This is a genomic window from Clostridioides sp. ES-S-0001-03, from assembly GCF_020676075.1.
Classification (GTDB): domain Bacteria; phylum Bacillota; class Clostridia; order Peptostreptococcales; family Peptostreptococcaceae; genus Clostridioides.
The window spans coordinates 486,077-503,582 of record NZ_JACVWJ010000002.1 but is presented as its reverse complement, the minus strand read 5'-3'; the positions used below and the strand labels follow the sequence as shown (position 1 = coordinate 503,582).

Sequence of the window (17,506 nt, the reverse complement as noted above, 5' to 3'; positions counted from 1 at the left end):
TACTACTTTTTTATATTTTTTACCAATGTATAAAGTTTATTTTTCAATTAAAATATTTATTTGTTTATCGACAATATTAATTTGAGTCAATCTTATATTCATTTTCTTATTTAAAAATGCATTTATAATTATTAATCCCATAACAGTTATCTTAAACATTAGAAATAAAGATATAACTACTATCAAAAAAGAAATTCTAGCGTATGCTACTTTTCCAAATTTAGTTATTATAAAATTTTGTAGTGACATACAGGAATCTCTAATAACAAAATACATACACAAATATCCAATTGATATAAAAATTGTTTTTAAGTAAACTAACTCAGTTTTAATATTTAATATATTTGTAACTTCAAAAATAGTTAAATAAAACACACACATATAAAAAACTTTCTTTGAGCAACATAAAAATTGATTTAAAAATCTAAAACTCTTAAACACTAGAAACTTTTTTAATGCATTAGAGTTTAAAATATGTAATTTATGTCCCATAATCAAACTTAAAAAGTATATACAAAAAACCATTCCAAAAGGAAACAGTGCTATCAGTAAGTAAAAAATAGAATCTGAGTATTCATTAAAATAAATCAATTTACTATATCCTTGAAATTCTCTCATAAAACTGTATCCTATTAATGCTGAAGCATATATATCAATAAAAACCATTATAATGACTCCAATAATTGAACCATATACTAAATCATCCATAACTGTTGATGATTTACTTATCAAATAACCACATATTATACCAAGTAAGACACTCTGACTTGCCCAAATAGCAGTTCCCAAGTTTCCAAGCACCAAGGAAATTATTAAAAGAGATATAACTCCAGATAAAACAGTATACTTTAAATCACACTTTAAACATATTATACAAAAAAATATTGGCACTATAAAATCTAAATAAATGGCATATCCAAACCCAGTCCCTACAGCTATAATTGTTATTACTATAAATAAAGACGACAATAAAGCCGCTTCAGTTAATTTTTTGGTAGTATTCAAAACAACTTCCTCCACAAACCATAATTTTTCTAACTAATATTTTGTTTTTAATACAGTATAACACTTTTTTAAAATATTTTTAACACATACCTATTTTAATAAAAGTATTACTGTTAAAAATTATAAAATGGTATAATATATCTTAATATTTGGTTTTAATATACTTAGGAGGTAATTATTATGTTTAAAATAAAACACTTTAATGATTTAAGTCTAAATGAGTTTTACGAAATAGCAAAGTCAAGATATGAAGTATTTGCATGCGAACAGAGGATATTTTCATTAAATGATTATGATGATGTAGACAAAAACTCTTATCATATATTTTTAGAAGAGAATGGGTTGATTTGTGCTTATGCCAGAATAATCCCTAAAAAATATAGCTCTTATAATGATGTTTCTATTGGTAGGGTTTTAGTTCTTTCTACTCATCGAAAAAAGGGCTTGGCAAAGAAAATGATGGACTGTGCTATAGACTTTATAAAGGTTAATTTGCATGAAAATAATATAACCTTATCAGCACAGGCTTACATAAAAAATCTTTACTTATCTTGTGGTTTTAAAGAAATTTCAGAAGTGTATGATGAAGCAGGTATTGAACATATTAAAATGAGATTATAGTGTTGACAAGCTAACATTGTTAATATATAATTAAATCATAAATTAAATATTGAATTGATATCTAGGTATTTGAAAATACCTTATATAAGTCAGAAGGCTTTTGCGCTTTCTGACTTTTTTATTATCAAAATTCAATAATTATATAGATTCAAAATGTTAATTTTTATTCTATATTCTACTTTCCCCAAAAGTAAGAATTATACCCAACTTTGTGATAGGCATATTGCCTATCTTTTTTTTGCAAAAAGTAACAAGGTAATAGCATAGTGCATAGTTTAAAATAAGAAGATTAGCTCAGGCTAAATTTCATGCATGGAGGTGCTACTATGAAAAACCTTAATGATATTCAAGTGAAAAAAACTGTTAAAGTTGAAGATATATTATCTAGTGGTAATTTAAGAGAGAGAATGTTAGCGCTTGGTCTTACTAGAGGAGCTGTTATAGATGTAGTTAGAAAAGGACCAAAAAATAATTTAACTGTCTACAACATCAGAGGTAGCAAGATAGCTCTACGACAAGAAGAAAGTAGACTAATATTAGTTTCTGACATTTAAAATTTTCTAGCAGGAGGATATTAATATGGGTTTAACACACAACTCAACTAAAATGAATTCTTTAAAAGACATGTTTGATATAGATAACAAGGAAGACCAGTTTGTAATTGCACTAGCTGGTAATCCAAATACAGGTAAAAGTACTGTATTTAATCATCTTACTGGACTTAGACAACACACTGGAAATTGGCCAGGAAAAACTGTAGCTACAGCTCGTGGTAATTTCAAATATCAAAATACAGAGTATGCATTAATAGATTTACCAGGAACATATTCTCTATTTGCTTTGTCACAAGAAGAGGTTGTAGCTCGTGATTTTATATGCTTTGGTAATCCAGATGCAGTAATAGTAGTGTGTGATGCTACATGTCTTGAAAGAAATTTAAATTTAGTTTTTCAAGTAATGGAACTCACAGATAAAGTCATTTTGTGTATAAATTTGATAGATGAAGCTAGAAAAAAAGGTATTAATATTAATAAAGATTTCTTAGAGGAATCTCTTGGAATTCCAGTTGTTTTAACTGCTGCAAGAAATGGTTCTGGTATGGGTGAACTATTAGAAATTTTAAATGACGTATCTTTTGATAGATACAAGTTTAATAATAAACCAGTAAAATACAGCGAAAATATAGAAAACACAGTAAAATCAATTCAACCAGAGTTAGATGATATCATGCCAAATATAAATTCTAGGTGGTTGGGTCTTAGACTTATTGATGGCGATGAAAGTATTTTTGAATCTATGAGTAATTATATAGATAAAGATTCTATAGATGCTATTAACGAAGTAAAGAAAAAAGTTCCAAATGATATAAACAAACAGAAGACTAGAGATGAATTTACTAAAATCAATTATGATTATGCTAAAAAATTAAGTGATAAGTGTTGTTCTAATAATGCTAAAAAACCAACAGATAGAGAAGAAAAAGTAGATAAAATATTAACATCTAAAATATTTGGACTTCCAATAATGCTCTTATTATTAGGTACTATACTGTGGATTACTATAGAAGGTGCTAACTATCCATCCACTTTATTATCTAATTTATTACTTGGATTTGAACCAAGTATTTCAAATATATTAAATAGCATTAATTGTCCATTGTGGTTAAATGATATGTTAGTATTAGGATTATATAGAACTTTAGCATGGGTAATTTCTGTAATGTTACCTCCTATGGCAATCTTTTTTCCATTATTCACATTACTTGAGGATTTTGGATATTTGCCAAGAGTTGCATTTAACTTAGACCATCTATTTAAAAAAGCATGTGCTCATGGTAAACAGTGCCTGACTATGTGTATGGGATTTGGATGTAATGCTGCTGGAGTTATTGGTTGTAGAATAATTGACTCTCCAAGAGAAAGACTTATTGCTATACTTACAAATAACTTTGTACCTTGTAATGGTCGTTTTCCTACTTTAATAGCCATATCTACAATATTTTTTAGCTCTGTTGTAACTAGCTCTTTTGTATCTAGTATAGCAACTGCATTTTGTATAACCTTATTAATAATTTTAGGAGTTATAATAACATTGTTGGTTTCTTATACTCTTTCCAAAACATTATTAAAAGGAGTTCCTTCTACATTTACATTAGAACTTCCTCCTTATAGAGTTCCTCAAATAGGTAGAACTTTATATACTTCTATAATAGATAGAACAATATTTGTTTTAGGAAGAGCTGTAATGGTGGCTATACCTGCTGGTGTAATAACTTGGATATTTGCAAATATCTATATAGGAGATTTGAGCATATTATCACATGTTGCAAACTTTTTAGACCCTTTAGCTAAGCTAATTGGCCTAGATGGCTTCATATTAATGGCTTTTATTCTTGGTTTTCCAGCAAATGAGATAGTTGTACCTATACTTTTAATGGCTTATCTAGCAACTGGTTCTATGATAGAATTAGATAGCTTTAGTGCTCTAGGTCAAGTTCTTAGAGAACATGGTTGGACTTATTTAACAGCTTTAAATGTTATGTTATTTAGCTTACTTCATTGGCCTTGTGCAACAACACTTTTAACTATAAAAAGAGAAACTGGAAGTTTAAAATGGACTGCCTTAGGATTTTTAATGCCTACTGTACTTGCTTTTGTTGTTTGTTTTTTAACAACTTTTGTTTATAATTTATTTGTATAATTAGCATTTAGTTAACATTAAACTTTATCCTATAAGTATTATTTAAAAATTCATATACTTTATTATTAAAATAGAGGTATATTCAGGTGATAAGTAAAATTACTTATCACGTGAATATACCTCTATTTTAATTTTTAATTCTTATATAGATATTTGAATTGAAATCTCAGTCATATAATTTTCTTCATTATTTTCGCAAAAAAAGTCAAGTATACTTTCTTCATATGAATTACCAATAATTTTATAGTTATTATCGTATATATATTTTTTTAATTTTTCATAGGACTTATATGAGTCTTCATATCTCCCAATATGCTTTATACACACATACATTCCTTCTGGCTTTATATATAGCTTTTTATCTTTTATTTTTTTATCTATTTTTAAATAAAAACTTGATATACTTAAATATTCTCCATTTTTTATATTTTCATTACTTACTATTGCTCCTAGTTCATATCCCTGATACAGATTTTTTGACTTACAGTAATTTGTAAAATCAATCAATTCCATCATAAAATTGCCATCATTTATACTACTCAAATCACTTGATAATACTAAGTATTCTTCACATCTATTGGATATATAAATTTCTTCATTATATATCTTAGAAATACCTTCAACTGTAGTATTTATCCGGTTTTGTATTTTAGAACTTATTTGTTTTAATTTTTTTATTTTCTCTTTTATCTTTTTTTCTTCTTCTTTAAGCATTTCTACACAATGTTGAGGGCTTCTATTTTTTATATATTCTTTTATCTCTTCTAAACTCATGCCTATTTCTCTTAATGATTGTAATATATCTAATGTATCGTACTGATATACTGAATAATATCTATAATTGTTTTTATCTTTATATTCAGGTGAAAAAATCCCTATTTTATCATAAAAAATCAACGTCTGCTTAGAAACACCACATAGTTTTGCAAATTCACCTGTAGTAAAATACTGTTTTTCCAAGGTTTGTACACTCCTTTTTGCTTTGTTGTCTATATAGTTACTATATCCTTTAGTATTTACTAAATCAAGTAGTTATTATTTAATAAAATCAATATTTTTTTAATTTTAAAGGTCAAATGTCAGTTAGATATCAGTAAAATATTTTACCCACAATTTTATATAACTTTTCCATATTTTATCCATATCAATAAAAAGGTAGCACTTATATTGAACTGAGCCCTACTTAGTAGCTACCTTTTATTCTATTAATCTTCATCTTTCCAAGTTTTTATCCATTCTCATATCTCTGTTATTTTGTCTTCTGTTGTTTCCTCTTTATGTAGCTTTGAAATTATTTCTGACAAAGGATTGTTATGTAAACCTCAAAAAATTCTTTTTCTTTCTAATTTCAAATATTCTTTTTCTTTCACTAATACTGTATAGTGTACATGTTTTCTAATTCTCTGAGATATTAAAAAACCTTTTTAGTTAATCTTGCTAAGATTGTAATTGTAGTTGTATGTTTCCACCCATAGTTTTCATCCATTTCATCTGCAACATCTTTTGATATTACAGTTTTGTATCCCAAATTCCAAATAAATTTCATGAGTTTTAATTCTGCATCTGGTAATTTTTTATTTAGCATAATATATTCCTTCTTTCTATATAACATAAAATTTAACTTAAACTAATAGTAGGAACTTTTTAATACAAAAACTACAGGTAAAATTTACAATATATTCTACTTTTTTAGTTTATTTTTATCTTTTCTCTAAAAAAAATTGACATTTTGCTCTTTTTAGGATATTATGAAGCTAACTTCACATGAAGTTAGCTTCATATAGAGAGAGGGTATGGAATGAAAACAAAAGTGCGAGAATTTCGAACAAATATGAGTTTAACACAGCAACAACTTGCTGATTTAGTCCATGTATCAAACAGAACAATTATTTCTATTGAAAAAGAGCAATATAGTCCTTCTCTTATGCTTGCTTATCGTATGGCACAAGTGTTTGGTATAACTATTGAAGAACTATGTTGTTTAAAAGAAAATAAAGAAATGGAGGACAAAAAACATGAAGGTAAAGAATAGACGAGGTTTTATAGTAGCTGTTATAGCTTCTATGTTATGCTGTGCTAGCATAGTTATTTACTGCATTTTAAAAGAACAAAGATTCCTAATTTCATCATTCCTTTTAATTACAATAGCAATCTTTAATTTTTACAATGCTTTTTCAAAAAAAGGCATTGTTGAAGAATTACAAGATAATGCAGATGAAAGAGACTTATACTTAACAATGAAAACAAGTCATATATTAGTTAAAATTATGAATTATACATTATGCGCTTTTACATTTCTTTTCATCATAGCTTATAGTGCATGGAAAAATCAATCACTTCTAGTTATAGCTATAACACTATGTGTCATTGAGATTTTTTTATTTGTTGCATATTTGCTTATAAATATACTTTTAGATAAAAAAGAGTAAATACAAGTTTATTAAAAACACAAGTTAATGTAACTATTTTAGAGGCTAATATATGTTTAATTTTTTTATAAATATGAGAGGTGATATAAGTGTGTTTTAAGACTTACATACTAAAAAGAACTCTAAACAACAATCAACTAGAAATAACTCGAAGTTTTGACTTAGATAATCTAATTTTTACTGCAACAGAAATATTAGAAGAAAATGAGATTGATTTGATAATTATTGATGAAGTAAATAATATTGTTTGGAAAAATGAAAAAAGCACTCCCCGACATGAGAATGCTTAGTTATAACTATAGAAGTGTATTGGCAGTACACTTCTATTTTTTTATTATATCATATGATTTAGGTTGTTAAAAAGACCTATTTAAATCAATTTTAAAGTGTGTTGAGTAATGTTCTTAATAGTTCATATATATTAATGAATTCCCAAAAAATAAGCACTCTTTTGCAGAAGTGCTTTTAGTGTAATTAATGAAACTTTGTAATACAATTATAACATGTCTTATGTTTTAGTATGATAGTTTTTGTTCGTTTTATTATTAAAACTTTTACTATAATTTTATTCCCTTTGTTAATATTTGTAATTTTTTAGACACTCTTTATGTTTATACTACTGATATACTTTGATTAAGAAAATAAATCTAAATGGAGGTATCTCTACTATGAATTCTTGGAACATTATATTTTTAAGTTATGGAGTAACATTTACAATAGTAGTTACTGTAGGATATTTAATCAAGGGTAAAACTAATTATTGTAAGAAAAAATATTTAGATAAATTAGAATTAAAATATGGGAATATAGATAGAGAAAAAGCTACTAAACTAGAAATATTTTATCACTATTTAATAGGTTTAGAATATATAATCATGGGTTTATTAACAAGAAGACTTGATACTGCAATAATATCAGTAATATTAGTGTCTATCATAACAATAATATCCTATTATTTAATTAGGAAAATATATATTGTTTTATAAAATTTAAATTTATTAAAAAAGAAGGTAACAACTATTTCCAGTTGCTACCTTCTTAAGCATCAATTCTTAAGTTTTGATATACTAAAATTTTCAACTTGAGACTTGAATAACTGTTCAATCTCATAAACGTATATTGATTTTAACTGTCTTTTTATCTTGAGAAAGTCTATTGCTGGATAAATATTATTTGGATAAAAACTCTTATCATTTATTAACCTCCTATCCATCCCTTATCATTCTCCTCTTATTACTTCCCAATCCTCTGCAAATATATCACTTACACTTGGAACCCATGTATTAAAAGAATTTAATGTGTTTTTTATTACAAAGAATGGATAAATTTCTGAAAACTCATAACTTCCGCCTTTATCCATTTGCACATACATTCCTTTCCCATTCCAACATAATCTAAATGCTTTTTCTTCATTTTTTATTAGTGGTAATACTTCTTCAAATTTCATAATTCATTCTCCTTTTCAATCTATTATATAAAAAAAGACCATCTACAAAGATAGCCTTTTAACTTATTCTATTTTTTTATATTCTTTATTCTCTTTATCTGCCAATCCTCATCAGTATTTTCCATTATGTATGTTCTAACTATTTCACCACAATCCAAACATAAATCAGAATATACGGTTGCTACTCCTAGTAAACTATATCTTAGTCCAACATTACCAGCATTTCCTTTTCCTCCCCATTTAATATTTTTTTGAATTTTCTCACTAGCACAGTTAGGACATTTCATGTTTATACCTCCCAAAATTATCATATATTTTATGTACAAGTATGTATATTTGAATTCATTTAGTGTCTATACAATCTTTGATTTACTTATATATTACCAAAAGTTTGTGTACTGAATATGAACTGCATTAGAAGAATTTTAGAATTTAAAAAGACTAAACTTACCCAAACTTAGTCTTTTTAAGGTGGAATTACATATTATGTCTCAAGTTCTATGAATCGAACCTAGATTAAACACCAGTACCTGTATAATGAGTGAAGTTACCAAGTCCCACCCGATTTTTAGACTTTGAATTAAGATACAAAATTGTATGAGATTTTAATCTCAATTCAAATACTTAATATAGTGTATTAATAGATTTTGAACACAATTAGAATTGAACTAGCATCATCAATCATATTATATAAATATTTTTTTTGAATAATTGTATCAATTTGTGGTATAATAAAAAACAAGAAGAACTACAATCTATTGTCAGTAGAGTGGAGTTCGTAATTTAAAATTACTCATTTTTACGGAATGTGATTTTTAAATCAAATTCCCAACCACTCTTAGTTGCCGCTTCGAGTGGTTTTTTACATTTTCCAAATAGTTTGTTAACTATAAAACTGGCAACTAAACGTTCTAGTACACCTCGTAAAAAAATATCCATGCACAATTCACCTCCCTTCTTAACGTTGGGAGGATATTCTTTACGCATGAACCTCACTCTTTAGATTGTAGACTGCTTCTTCTTGTTAACCCTATTATAGCATATATATTTACATAATCTACCTATATTTTACTTTTTCTTTATTTTTATCTAAGGTTAAATGTCAGTTAAAATTAAAATATATTTACTTTCTAGATTATATAAGTAAATGTGAAATTGAAAATTTGATTAGTATTAGATATCTAATTTTAAAATAGCTAAAATTTCTCTTGCTGTTTGCGGCTTTCCAAAAAAATATCCCTGTATGTAATCTGGTTTCATTTGCTTAACTAAATCATACTCCTCCTGTGTTTCTACTCCTTCTAAACACACTCTTATGCCTACATCATGACAAATTGCAACAATAAATCGTATGAATGTAGCATCAAACTTACTTTTTAATATGTCTTTGACAAATACTCTATCAATTTTAACTATATCTATTGGAGAAAATTTTAAAATCTCTAAAGAAGAGTACCCTGTACCAAAATCATCCATAGCAATACGAATTCCTAAACATTGTAGAATTTCAAACTTATCTTGTAAAATACTCATATTTTGTACTGTATGACTTTCTGTCAACTCTAATACAAGATTTTGATAAGGAAAACTTTCCTCAGATATAATTTTAATTACATCCTCAATAAACGTCTCCTCTAATATTTGTACAGCTGAAATATTTACGCTTACTGTAAAAAGAGGATTATAATCAATCCAATCACTACAAGTACGTAATGCCATTCGAAGTACCCATGCTCCCACATCATTTATCATGTCATTTTCTTCCAAAATTGGAATAAATTCTAAAGGAGAAATTGCTTCACCTTTTTGGTTAGTCCATCTTAAAAGTGCTTCTACGCCTATTATTTTATGACTTTGCGTGTCTACTTGTGGCTGAAATCTAAGACTAAATCCTCGAAAATTATCATTAATTGATGCTTTCAACTCCCACATCATTTCCAATGAATGCATTTTATTTTTCAAGATTTTTTCAGAGAAAAAAACAAGTTTATTTTTTCCATGTTCTTTAGCATACTGTAAAGAATAGCTAGCATATTTATAAAGTTCTTTTACTGTATCTCCATGCTTTGGATATATAGCACATCCAGTAGAAATTGTTATATTTAATCCATATTTTCTCCACAAGTGAAGATGTATAATCAAATTCTGTATTTGTTCATATAGAATTCGAATGTCATTTTCTTCAACATTATCAACAAGAATTCCCATTTCATCACCATCAAGTTTATAAAGTTCAGCATTACCTGGCAAAATAGATTTTATGGATTGTGCTAAAGTTTTTATTATGTTATCTCCAAAGGCTCTATCATACATCTCATTAACATTCTTAAAGTCATCAATATTTAGTAGCATTATGCATAATTTTTCAATCATGGGATTTGAAAGTTTTTCTTCAAATACACTCATAAACTCATAGTAGTTCAATAACTGTGTTAATGGGTCAATCTTATTTTGTTTACCTAACTGCGTCATAATTCCTGCAAAAATACTTGGCTCTCCAAATTCATCACGCATTAATTGGCCTTTACACTTTAACCATATATATTCTCCACTACGATTTTTAGCTCTAAATTCAACTGTATGATAATCCATATAATCTTTACCTATTTCCATATTTGACTTATAAAAACGATTCCAGTCCTCTGGATGTACAATTTTTTTCCAATATTCAAGTGGATTTTCCACAATTTCTCCTGGTAAATCAAATAATTCAACTTGTGATGGTGAATATCGAAATACTCCTGTTTTGAAGTTACATATATATATATATTCATCTGTACCTCTAATAAGAGCATCATAAAGTAAAGTGGAATCATAATCAAATTTATCTCTTGATATATTTAAATACTCAAAGTTCTCTTTTTTTTCATCGTTATCTGATACGTGACAAAACTCATCAATCTTAAGTTGTTTGTTTAAATCTATAGAGTTTGTAATATCTATAGATTGATGTATATGAACAGTTGTCCCATCATACCATGTAATTAAACTATCATAATTCTCAAAAACTCTATTTAACTTATTACATTTTTCATACCATTTTATTGATACTCCTTTTTTATTGCTCGCTAGTAATTCTGAAATCTTACAACAACTGCAAGGAATATTTTTTTCGGGATATAATACTTCCCAACAGACTTTTCCTTCTGGAACTAAAATACTGTATTCTTCTTTCATATTTTCATTCATAAAAATAATTTTATTAGTATGAATATCTGTAATATATATATTAGTCTTTATCTGATTTAATATAATTTCAATGTTATGTCTGTTCATATACATGCCTCCTTCATTGTTACTATTACTTATAACAACATTTCCAAAATTATTTTTTATTACAGAGGATTGCTTAATCATTTATATATACACATTAAATAGCTTAATTTACTGGAGAAATTTATCACTTCATATTCTAAATTATAGTTGATAAAAAAAAATACATCAATATCCTATTTACCAATTTAAATGATATATAAAAAATCTATTTGATAATGGATTTGCCCAATATCTTACTTGGTTTCTTATTCATGAACATATAACAAAACAGCTATCCAGTTTTGCAATTATAACAACCAGTTTTGCATACCCACTTGTAAAATTTTTCTAGCCAATATATCATACTATATAGGTTATCAAATGAAATAATACATGCTATTTACTGAATATTTTAATTTTTCGTTTTTTAGGGGGATTGGTTGTGTTTAAAGATAAAATTGATGAATGTGTCCATATAATGACTGCATATATTGCTAATTTAAAAGAATACTATTCATTTATAGAAACTCAAATCGATGATTTTATTAAAAAATATGGCGAAGATACTGTGGAGTCATGTCTCCATAGAATAATGATTTTATTATGTGAGTGTGGTTTGGCATAAAGTCAAGTATATTAAGTAGGCAAAAGAATTTTATATAAGATTCTTCTTGCCTACTTTTATGTATTTTAGCTTTAATAGTTTTATCCAAAAGTTATGTATTCAAAACTAAAATCTAATAATAAATCTTAAAACTAGTAACAAGAGAATTTAATTAATTTATTTCTAATATACATAAAATCAAATCTTAAGAATAAAGTATTATAAACAAGATAATTTTTAAAGGGAGGAAGTTATGATAGATAATCAAAAATATGTTATTTTATCACTTGAATTACACTTATTTTTTTCAAGAATCATGAAAGAGCATTCTCTTTTTTTAGAAGCAGGATTCACACCTAAGGATTACAATCTTGCTCTAGAAGCTGACCACTATAAAAAGCAATTTGAGGAATTATTATCATATGCTGTTAGTGCTAGCAATGGTGTAATTAGACCTGATATATTATATTCAGAAGAAATTGTCACTAGTCATACATTGAATGCAGAAAAAAAGACAGAGGAATTTACAGGAATAGAAATAAATCAAAACATAACCACAAGAGAATTAAATTTACAAAGTGGTGTAAATCCACAGGTTAGCCAAGATTTAGTAAATTATGTAGCTCAGCTTAACTCAGATTCACTAAAGTTACTTGATGGACTTATTAATCTAAAGGAAAGAGTTCTAGATGGAGTGCTATCATGCAATCTATTTACCTCAAATTACCCTCTACTTATTGAACATATAATACATGAAGCTAACTTATATCGTTCCTATGTAATTGACCTAGAAAATAAAATAGATATTGATTCAAAAGATTTTAAAGAGATAGAATTATTTTGGGATCAAATTATGATGGAGCATGCATTGTTTATAAGAGGATTACTTGACCCATCTGAAAATGAACTAATCAATACTTCAAACGAATTTGCTGCAAAATTTAAGGAATTAATAGAAGAAGCAAATAAAATGAATGATGCTACTATAAATAGTATGACAGATAAAACTCTAGATGAAACAGTTGAATTCAAAGATTTTAAAGAGGCTGGAGTATCTGGAATAGAAGAATGTAAAATAAAATCTATAATATTGCCACTTTTAGCAGACCATGTGTTAAGAGAAGCCAATCATTATATCAGAATATTGGAAAACTACAAAAATATGTAATTAAAAAACTCTAAACAAATTTATATAACATAAAATTAATTAAAGTAAAGATGCATCTAAACTGCTTCTTTACTTTTTTATTATTCAATAGAACTTAAGTCATTTATTTATAATAAATATTTGTGAAAAAATCATATAATCAACTACAATTTACAACATTCTTATATAGTAGTTTTAAAAATAAGAACTCTTAACAGAACTATTTTTCCACTTGATTATTTACTAAAAATTAATAATATACATCTTATAATAAAAACTTATTTGTGTTATAACTATATTGTAACTATTTTCATAATTTTAGGAAAAGTTAATAATAAAATTGGTTTTATGTAAGCTTATTTTGTATAATCTTTTCTTTATCTTTATTTATACAATTATCTAGTAGGTAAATTTAATTAGCATAATAGTTACAACTTTAAAATTTAAATACAGGAGTGATTTTAGTATGATAAGACAAACACCATTAGAAAAACGTTACGATAAGTTAGGTCCAAACATCGTTACAGCTCTTAAAAAACGCTATTTTGATGCTTATTACTGTAAAACTAAAAACGATGCTTTACAACAAATTTTAGATTTAATTCCTCAAAATCATACAGTCTCATGGGGAGGTTCTGAAACTCTTAAGGAAATGGGTGTACAAATTGCTGTTAAAAATAAAGGATATAAAGTTATTGATAGGGATTTGGCAAAAAGTCCAGAAGAAAGAACAGAAATTATGCGTCAAGCACTTCTATGTGATACTTTTTTAATGAGTAGTAATGCTATTAGTGAAGATGGTCAGCTTTTTAATATTGATGGGAATGGAAATCGTGTAGCTGCAATGATTTTTGGACCAAAAAATGTTATAGTTGTTGCTGGCATGAATAAGATTGTAAAAAATATTGGTGATGCAATACAAAGAACTAGAACAATTGCTGCACCAGCAGTTGTACAGCGTTTTCAAGATGTTAATACTCCTTGCTATATTAATGGTAGTTGTATAGATTGCACAAGTCCTGAAAGTATTTGTGCATATATGGTAACTACAAGAATCAGTCGTCCAGCAAATAAGATAAAAGTAATATTAGTTGGAGAAAATCTTGGTCTATAAAATACATCTGTAAACAAAAATAATTACATAAATAATAAAATAATGTTACATAGTTTACCTACATAAGTGATAGAGAGAAAATTCTATATAAAATTTTCTCTCTATCACTTTTACCTTGTCCTCAAATTTCTATATTCCAATTTTCTTAAATACTATTTCCCTTAGAAATCAAAATATCTACTACTTTTATTATTTAAACTTCTATAATATATAATTTAAATTGTATTTCTAATAAAGTTTTCATAAATACCATAAAGTTTTTTGTTTTAATTTCCGATTGGTGTTTTTTGAATAAATATCTTCTATTTTTTAATAGTACTATACTTGCTCTTTATATTTAGTCTAAAAAATATTGTAATAAATTTATAAGCATTAACTTTTTCACTTAACAATTATTAAAAGAATCGTCGTTGTTTTTAAAATCAGAGTTATTTCTTTCTTGACACTAATATGTATATATATTACTATTTATATAAAGTACTATATATACATATTAGTGTTAATTATTATGTATATAGAAAATAATATCACTACTAAAATAAATTTTCAGGAGGTTCAAGGCTATGAATTATAACTTACTTACTCTTTCATGGGAAGATATTTTGAATTTAGACAAAGAAAAACTAGTAGTATTTGTTGGTATAGCTCCAATTGAGGAACATGGTAGACATTTACCAATAGGTGTGGATATTTATGAAACAGATGAATGGATTAACCTTGCAATTAATAAACTAGACTCAATTTTACCTAGCTATTGTTATGGAAAACTGCCTATAATACCTTTGGGCTTTGCAGATATGGGAACTTTCCCAGGTAATATTCATATTAGCCGTGAATTAATTTACAAAATAATTTATAGTACATTAAAGAACATAGTCAAATGGGGTGTTAAAAATATCGTTGTTATATCTGCTCATGCTGACCCACTACATACAATTGCTATAGAACAAGCCTGTGAATCAATCAACAAAGAATATGGCATAATTTCAATTGCACCTATGGGTTCAATTTTTAATTGCGAACAAAAGGGAATCTTAAGAAAATTTTCTAATTCTATTAAAGAAAAAATCAAATTATTTCCAAATGATTTTCACGCAGGCTGGATTGAAACATCTAATATGTTATCACTCTATCCAGAATTAGTAAATGATAATTACCAAGAACGCCCTGATATATCTATTCAAGATAACGAAATGATGAACATCCAAAAAGTTATCAATACAATTAAAAATGAAGGTCATATTGGATTTCCTAAAGAGGCAAGTGAAGAATTGGGAGTTGAACTAAACAATGACATTGGAGAACAAATATACATAGCTACACATAATTTTATTCTTCGTTCTAATTATGAAAAATATATGAATCATCCTTTATATCATGTCCCAAACTTAAAACTTAAAATTTAAAACTTATAATTACTATAATACTTAATTTTTCAAATCAATATAATCTATTTATAACCTATAAAAAATACCTACATAAACTCTTATAAATAACATAAATAGTATAATAAAAGTGGCACTTATAATTAAGTGCCACTTTTATTATACTATTTATGTTACATATTTAATTATTTTTATATAATTCAAGTAAATATTTATATTGCCAATTATGTTCTTTATTAGCATCTTTATTTCTATAAGAAACAACTTTTACATAATAAACTTCTACATATTGACAATAATTTTAATAAATTATTGAGTATGTTTTATCTATAAATTTAGTTTTTTTATTCTCCATCAAGTTTTTTAAAATAATCTTTATTATACTCAGCTAGATAATCTGTACCTCCTCCAGTAATTACATTTAAAAGTTTCATTGCAAATTCAGGGCTAGCTTTACATATATAATTTTCCCCAGACTTAACGACTTCTAAAGCAATTGTAAACTCTTTTTTATTTGCAGAATCAATGTCCTCCATAGTTGGATTAGGCATCATTTCTCCTAATTTAGGAGGATTCTTTTTTAATATAGAAACCATATCTGTATTATTAATTTTTAAATCTACAATAACTTTATCGTCTTTTTTCTTTATATTTTCGATTTTCCAAGACATATTTTTAGAATACATTTTAAATCCTTCTTTGTCACTATAGATAAAACTACCTAACCCTGATTCTGGAAAATATTTATCTACTTTATCAGAATCTTGAGTCTTTATTGCATTAAACATATTATCTACTTCACTTTTTATTTTATTGTCATTATTACACCCAGTTAATACTAATACTGAGATTGCAAACATCATAATACATATAGTAATCTTCTTCATTAAATTATTTCCCCTTACATTTTTTTTAAATATTGATTTATTCTTTATATTTTTTGAAAAAGTTGCAGTAATTGCATTTTGAGGGCACACTTTTATACAATCACCACATCTAATACATTCTAAACTATTTACATCTTCATATATTGGAATATCAAGCTTACATTTTGACTGACATACTGTACAATTTGTACATTTATCTTTATCAATTTTAAATCTATATATTGAAATAGGATTAAAGAAACTATAAATTGCACCTAAAGGACATAAGTACCTACAAAATGGTCTATAAATCATTATTGACACTAATAAAATCAATATCAAAATACTTAATTTCCAGCTAAATAAGAATCCTATGGATTCTTTTAAACTTTCATTTTCTAAAATAAGAGGTACCCCACCTAATAATGTACCTGAAGGACAAATCCACTTGCAAAACCAAGGATTACCACCACCTGCTACATTTACAATAGTAATTGGTAAAATAATTACAAAAACTATTAAAACTATGTATTTTAGATATTTTAAATATTTGTCACCATAAACTTTTTTTACTTTTAATGGAAATGGTATTTTATATAATAAATCTTGAATAAGTCCAAAAGGACAAAGCCATCCACAAACAAAGCGTCCAAAAAAAGCTCCAAATGCCATTAAAAATCCTACAACATAAAATGAAAATTTATAATCCCTACTTGATAAAACGGCTTGTAGTGAACCTATTGGACATGCACCTAGTGCCCCTGGACAAGAATAGCAATTTAATCCAGGTACACACAAGTTTTTACTTTCTCCACCATAAATAGTCCCTTGCAAAAAACCATTTATATATCCATTTGTTAATGCTGTAAATGCAATCTGAGTAATAATTCTTATATTATTGTTTATTTTTGATAATAACTTCATGATTGCTCT

At 26.4% G+C, this 17,506-nt stretch carries 19 protein-coding genes and 1 pseudogene; 11 read left to right on the top strand and 9 right to left on the bottom strand.

Annotated elements, in window-relative coordinates; translation table 11 throughout:
* Positions 1 to 36 precede the first annotated feature (36 nt).
* Entirely contained in the window at positions 37 to 1,005 is a 969-nt protein-coding gene (locus tag IC174_RS05535; RefSeq protein WP_227482336.1) for a DUF2232 domain-containing protein, read from the bottom strand.
* A gap of 180 nt (positions 1,006 to 1,185) precedes the next feature.
* Here IC174_RS05535 and IC174_RS05530 point away from each other — a divergent pair, with 180 nt between their 5' ends.
* The 3 genes from IC174_RS05530 (at position 1,186) to feoB (ending at position 4,326) form a co-directional block, all read left to right on the top strand.
* Positions 1,186 to 1,626 carry a GNAT family N-acetyltransferase gene (locus IC174_RS05530; RefSeq protein WP_227432904.1) on the top strand — a complete coding sequence of 147 codons (441 nt, stop codon included), beginning with the start codon at positions 1,186 to 1,188 and terminating at the stop codon, positions 1,624 to 1,626.
* A 326-nt stretch (positions 1,627 to 1,952) separates the two neighbouring features.
* A complete protein-coding gene (locus IC174_RS05525; protein WP_227432903.1) occupies positions 1,953 to 2,180 on the top strand; it encodes a FeoA family protein in 228 nt (75 codons plus the stop codon).
* Between the two features lie 25 nt (positions 2,181 to 2,205).
* Entirely contained in the window at positions 2,206 to 4,326 is a 2,121-nt protein-coding gene (gene feoB, locus IC174_RS05520) for a ferrous iron transport protein B (RefSeq protein ID WP_227432901.1), read from the top strand.
* A gap of 141 nt (positions 4,327 to 4,467) precedes the next feature.
* Here the strand turns inward: feoB and IC174_RS05515 are convergent, their stop codons facing one another.
* Together IC174_RS05515 and IC174_RS05510 are read right to left on the bottom strand one after the other, a co-directional pair.
* A complete protein-coding gene (locus IC174_RS05515) occupies positions 4,468 to 5,286 on the bottom strand; it encodes a MerR family transcriptional regulator (protein ID WP_227432899.1) in 819 nt (272 codons plus the stop codon).
* 451 nt (positions 5,287 to 5,737) lie between these two features.
* Positions 5,738 to 5,911: a BlaI/MecI/CopY family transcriptional regulator gene (locus IC174_RS05510; RefSeq protein WP_227432897.1), complete on the bottom strand. Its 174-nt coding sequence runs from the start codon at positions 5,909 to 5,911 to the stop codon at positions 5,738 to 5,740.
* Between the two features lie 213 nt (positions 5,912 to 6,124).
* On the opposite strand from IC174_RS05510, the gene IC174_RS05505 reads away from it, so the two are divergent.
* From IC174_RS05505 to IC174_RS05490, 4 genes are all read left to right on the top strand, one after another.
* Positions 6,125 to 6,358, top strand: coding sequence for a helix-turn-helix transcriptional regulator (locus IC174_RS05505; RefSeq protein WP_227432895.1), 234 nt, complete (start codon positions 6,125 to 6,127; stop codon positions 6,356 to 6,358).
* The gene (locus IC174_RS05500; protein ID WP_227432894.1) at positions 6,342 to 6,755 is read left to right on the top strand and encodes a hypothetical protein; all 414 of its coding nucleotides are present in this window, start codon (positions 6,342 to 6,344) and stop codon (positions 6,753 to 6,755) included. Before IC174_RS05505 ends, IC174_RS05500 begins: the two co-directional genes overlap by 17 nt.
* An 89-nt stretch (positions 6,756 to 6,844) precedes the next feature.
* Positions 6,845 to 7,045 (top strand): hypothetical protein, encoded by a 201-nt coding sequence (locus IC174_RS05495; protein ID WP_227432893.1) that lies wholly within the window; start codon positions 6,845 to 6,847, stop codon positions 7,043 to 7,045.
* A 378-nt stretch (positions 7,046 to 7,423) separates the two neighbouring features.
* Positions 7,424 to 7,741: a hypothetical protein gene (locus IC174_RS05490; protein WP_227482335.1), complete on the top strand. Its 318-nt coding sequence runs from the start codon at positions 7,424 to 7,426 to the stop codon at positions 7,739 to 7,741.
* 59 nt (positions 7,742 to 7,800) lie between these two features.
* On the opposite strand, the gene IC174_RS05485 is transcribed toward IC174_RS05490, so the two are convergent.
* The 5 genes from IC174_RS05485 to IC174_RS05465 all read right to left on the bottom strand — a co-directional run bounded on the left by IC174_RS05485 (position 7,801) and on the right by IC174_RS05465 (position 11,478).
* Positions 7,801 to 7,968, bottom strand: coding sequence for a hypothetical protein (locus IC174_RS05485; protein WP_227432891.1), 168 nt, complete (start codon positions 7,966 to 7,968; stop codon positions 7,801 to 7,803).
* Between the two features lie 6 nt (positions 7,969 to 7,974).
* Positions 7,975 to 8,202, bottom strand: coding sequence for a DUF2829 domain-containing protein (locus tag IC174_RS05480; RefSeq protein WP_227482334.1), 228 nt, complete (start codon positions 8,200 to 8,202; stop codon positions 7,975 to 7,977).
* A 68-nt stretch (positions 8,203 to 8,270) separates the two neighbouring features.
* On the bottom strand, positions 8,271 to 8,489 hold the full coding sequence (locus IC174_RS05475; RefSeq protein WP_227432888.1) for a hypothetical protein: 219 nt from the start codon (positions 8,487 to 8,489) through the stop codon (positions 8,271 to 8,273).
* Positions 8,490 to 8,991: 502 nt separating this feature from the next.
* The gene (locus tag IC174_RS05470; protein ID WP_227432886.1) at positions 8,992 to 9,141 is read right to left on the bottom strand and encodes a hypothetical protein; all 150 of its coding nucleotides are present in this window, start codon (positions 9,139 to 9,141) and stop codon (positions 8,992 to 8,994) included.
* A gap of 234 nt (positions 9,142 to 9,375) precedes the next feature.
* Positions 9,376 to 11,478, bottom strand: coding sequence for a bifunctional diguanylate cyclase/phosphodiesterase (locus IC174_RS05465; protein WP_227482333.1), 2,103 nt, complete (start codon positions 11,476 to 11,478; stop codon positions 9,376 to 9,378).
* 421 nt (positions 11,479 to 11,899) lie between these two features.
* Here IC174_RS05465 and IC174_RS05460 point away from each other — a divergent pair, with 421 nt between their 5' ends.
* From IC174_RS05460 to IC174_RS05445, 4 genes are all read left to right on the top strand, one after another.
* Positions 11,900 to 12,082: a hypothetical protein gene (locus IC174_RS05460; protein WP_227432883.1), complete on the top strand. Its 183-nt coding sequence runs from the start codon at positions 11,900 to 11,902 to the stop codon at positions 12,080 to 12,082.
* Positions 12,083 to 12,314: 232 nt separating this feature from the next.
* Positions 12,315 to 13,229 carry a DUF2935 domain-containing protein gene (locus IC174_RS05455; RefSeq protein ID WP_227482332.1) on the top strand — a complete coding sequence of 305 codons (915 nt, stop codon included), beginning with the start codon at positions 12,315 to 12,317 and terminating at the stop codon, positions 13,227 to 13,229.
* A gap of 445 nt (positions 13,230 to 13,674) precedes the next feature.
* Positions 13,675 to 14,322, top strand: coding sequence for a lactate utilization protein (locus IC174_RS05450; RefSeq protein ID WP_227432881.1), 648 nt, complete (start codon positions 13,675 to 13,677; stop codon positions 14,320 to 14,322).
* A gap of 563 nt (positions 14,323 to 14,885) precedes the next feature.
* Positions 14,886 to 15,728: a creatininase family protein gene (locus tag IC174_RS05445; protein WP_227432879.1), complete on the top strand. Its 843-nt coding sequence runs from the start codon at positions 14,886 to 14,888 to the stop codon at positions 15,726 to 15,728.
* Between the two features lie 917 nt (positions 15,729 to 16,645).
* On the opposite strand, the pseudogene IC174_RS05440 reads toward IC174_RS05445, so the two are convergent.
* Positions 16,646 to 17,497, bottom strand: a pseudogene (locus IC174_RS05440) (4Fe-4S binding protein); the annotation flags it as partial.
* Between the last annotated feature and the right edge of the window lie 9 nt (positions 17,498 to 17,506).

Bases quoted from the DNA above. Each gene is read 5' to 3' on its own strand.
- IC174_RS05500 (WP_227432894.1), top strand. From the start codon at position 6,342: ATGAAGGTAAAGAATAGACGAGGTTTTATAGTAGCTGTTATAGCTTCT.
- IC174_RS05525 (WP_227432903.1), top strand. From the start codon at position 1,953: ATGAAAAACCTTAATGATATTCAAGTGAAAAAAACTGTTAAAGTTGAA.
- IC174_RS05450 (WP_227432881.1), top strand. From the start codon at position 13,675: ATGATAAGACAAACACCATTAGAAAAACGTTACGATAAGTTAGGTCCA.
- IC174_RS05510 (WP_227432897.1), bottom strand. From the start codon at position 5,911: ATGCTAAATAAAAAATTACCAGATGCAGAATTAAAACTCATGAAATTT.
- IC174_RS05470 (WP_227432886.1), bottom strand. From the start codon at position 9,141: ATGGATATTTTTTTACGAGGTGTACTAGAACGTTTAGTTGCCAGTTTT.
- IC174_RS05465 (WP_227482333.1), bottom strand. From the start codon at position 11,478: ATGAACAGACATAACATTGAAATTATATTAAATCAGATAAAGACTAAT.
- IC174_RS05455 (WP_227482332.1), top strand. From the start codon at position 12,315: ATGATAGATAATCAAAAATATGTTATTTTATCACTTGAATTACACTTA.
- IC174_RS05475 (WP_227432888.1), bottom strand. From the start codon at position 8,489: ATGAAATGTCCTAACTGTGCTAGTGAGAAAATTCAAAAAAATATTAAA.
- feoB (WP_227432901.1), top strand. From the start codon at position 2,206: ATGGGTTTAACACACAACTCAACTAAAATGAATTCTTTAAAAGACATG.
- IC174_RS05480 (WP_227482334.1), bottom strand. From the start codon at position 8,202: ATGAAATTTGAAGAAGTATTACCACTAATAAAAAATGAAGAAAAAGCA.
- IC174_RS05490 (WP_227482335.1), top strand. From the start codon at position 7,424: ATGAATTCTTGGAACATTATATTTTTAAGTTATGGAGTAACATTTACA.
- IC174_RS05445 (WP_227432879.1), top strand. From the start codon at position 14,886: ATGAATTATAACTTACTTACTCTTTCATGGGAAGATATTTTGAATTTA.
- IC174_RS05485 (WP_227432891.1), bottom strand. From the start codon at position 7,968: ATGGATAGGAGGTTAATAAATGATAAGAGTTTTTATCCAAATAATATT.
- IC174_RS05505 (WP_227432895.1), top strand. From the start codon at position 6,125: ATGAAAACAAAAGTGCGAGAATTTCGAACAAATATGAGTTTAACACAG.
- IC174_RS05530 (WP_227432904.1), top strand. From the start codon at position 1,186: ATGTTTAAAATAAAACACTTTAATGATTTAAGTCTAAATGAGTTTTAC.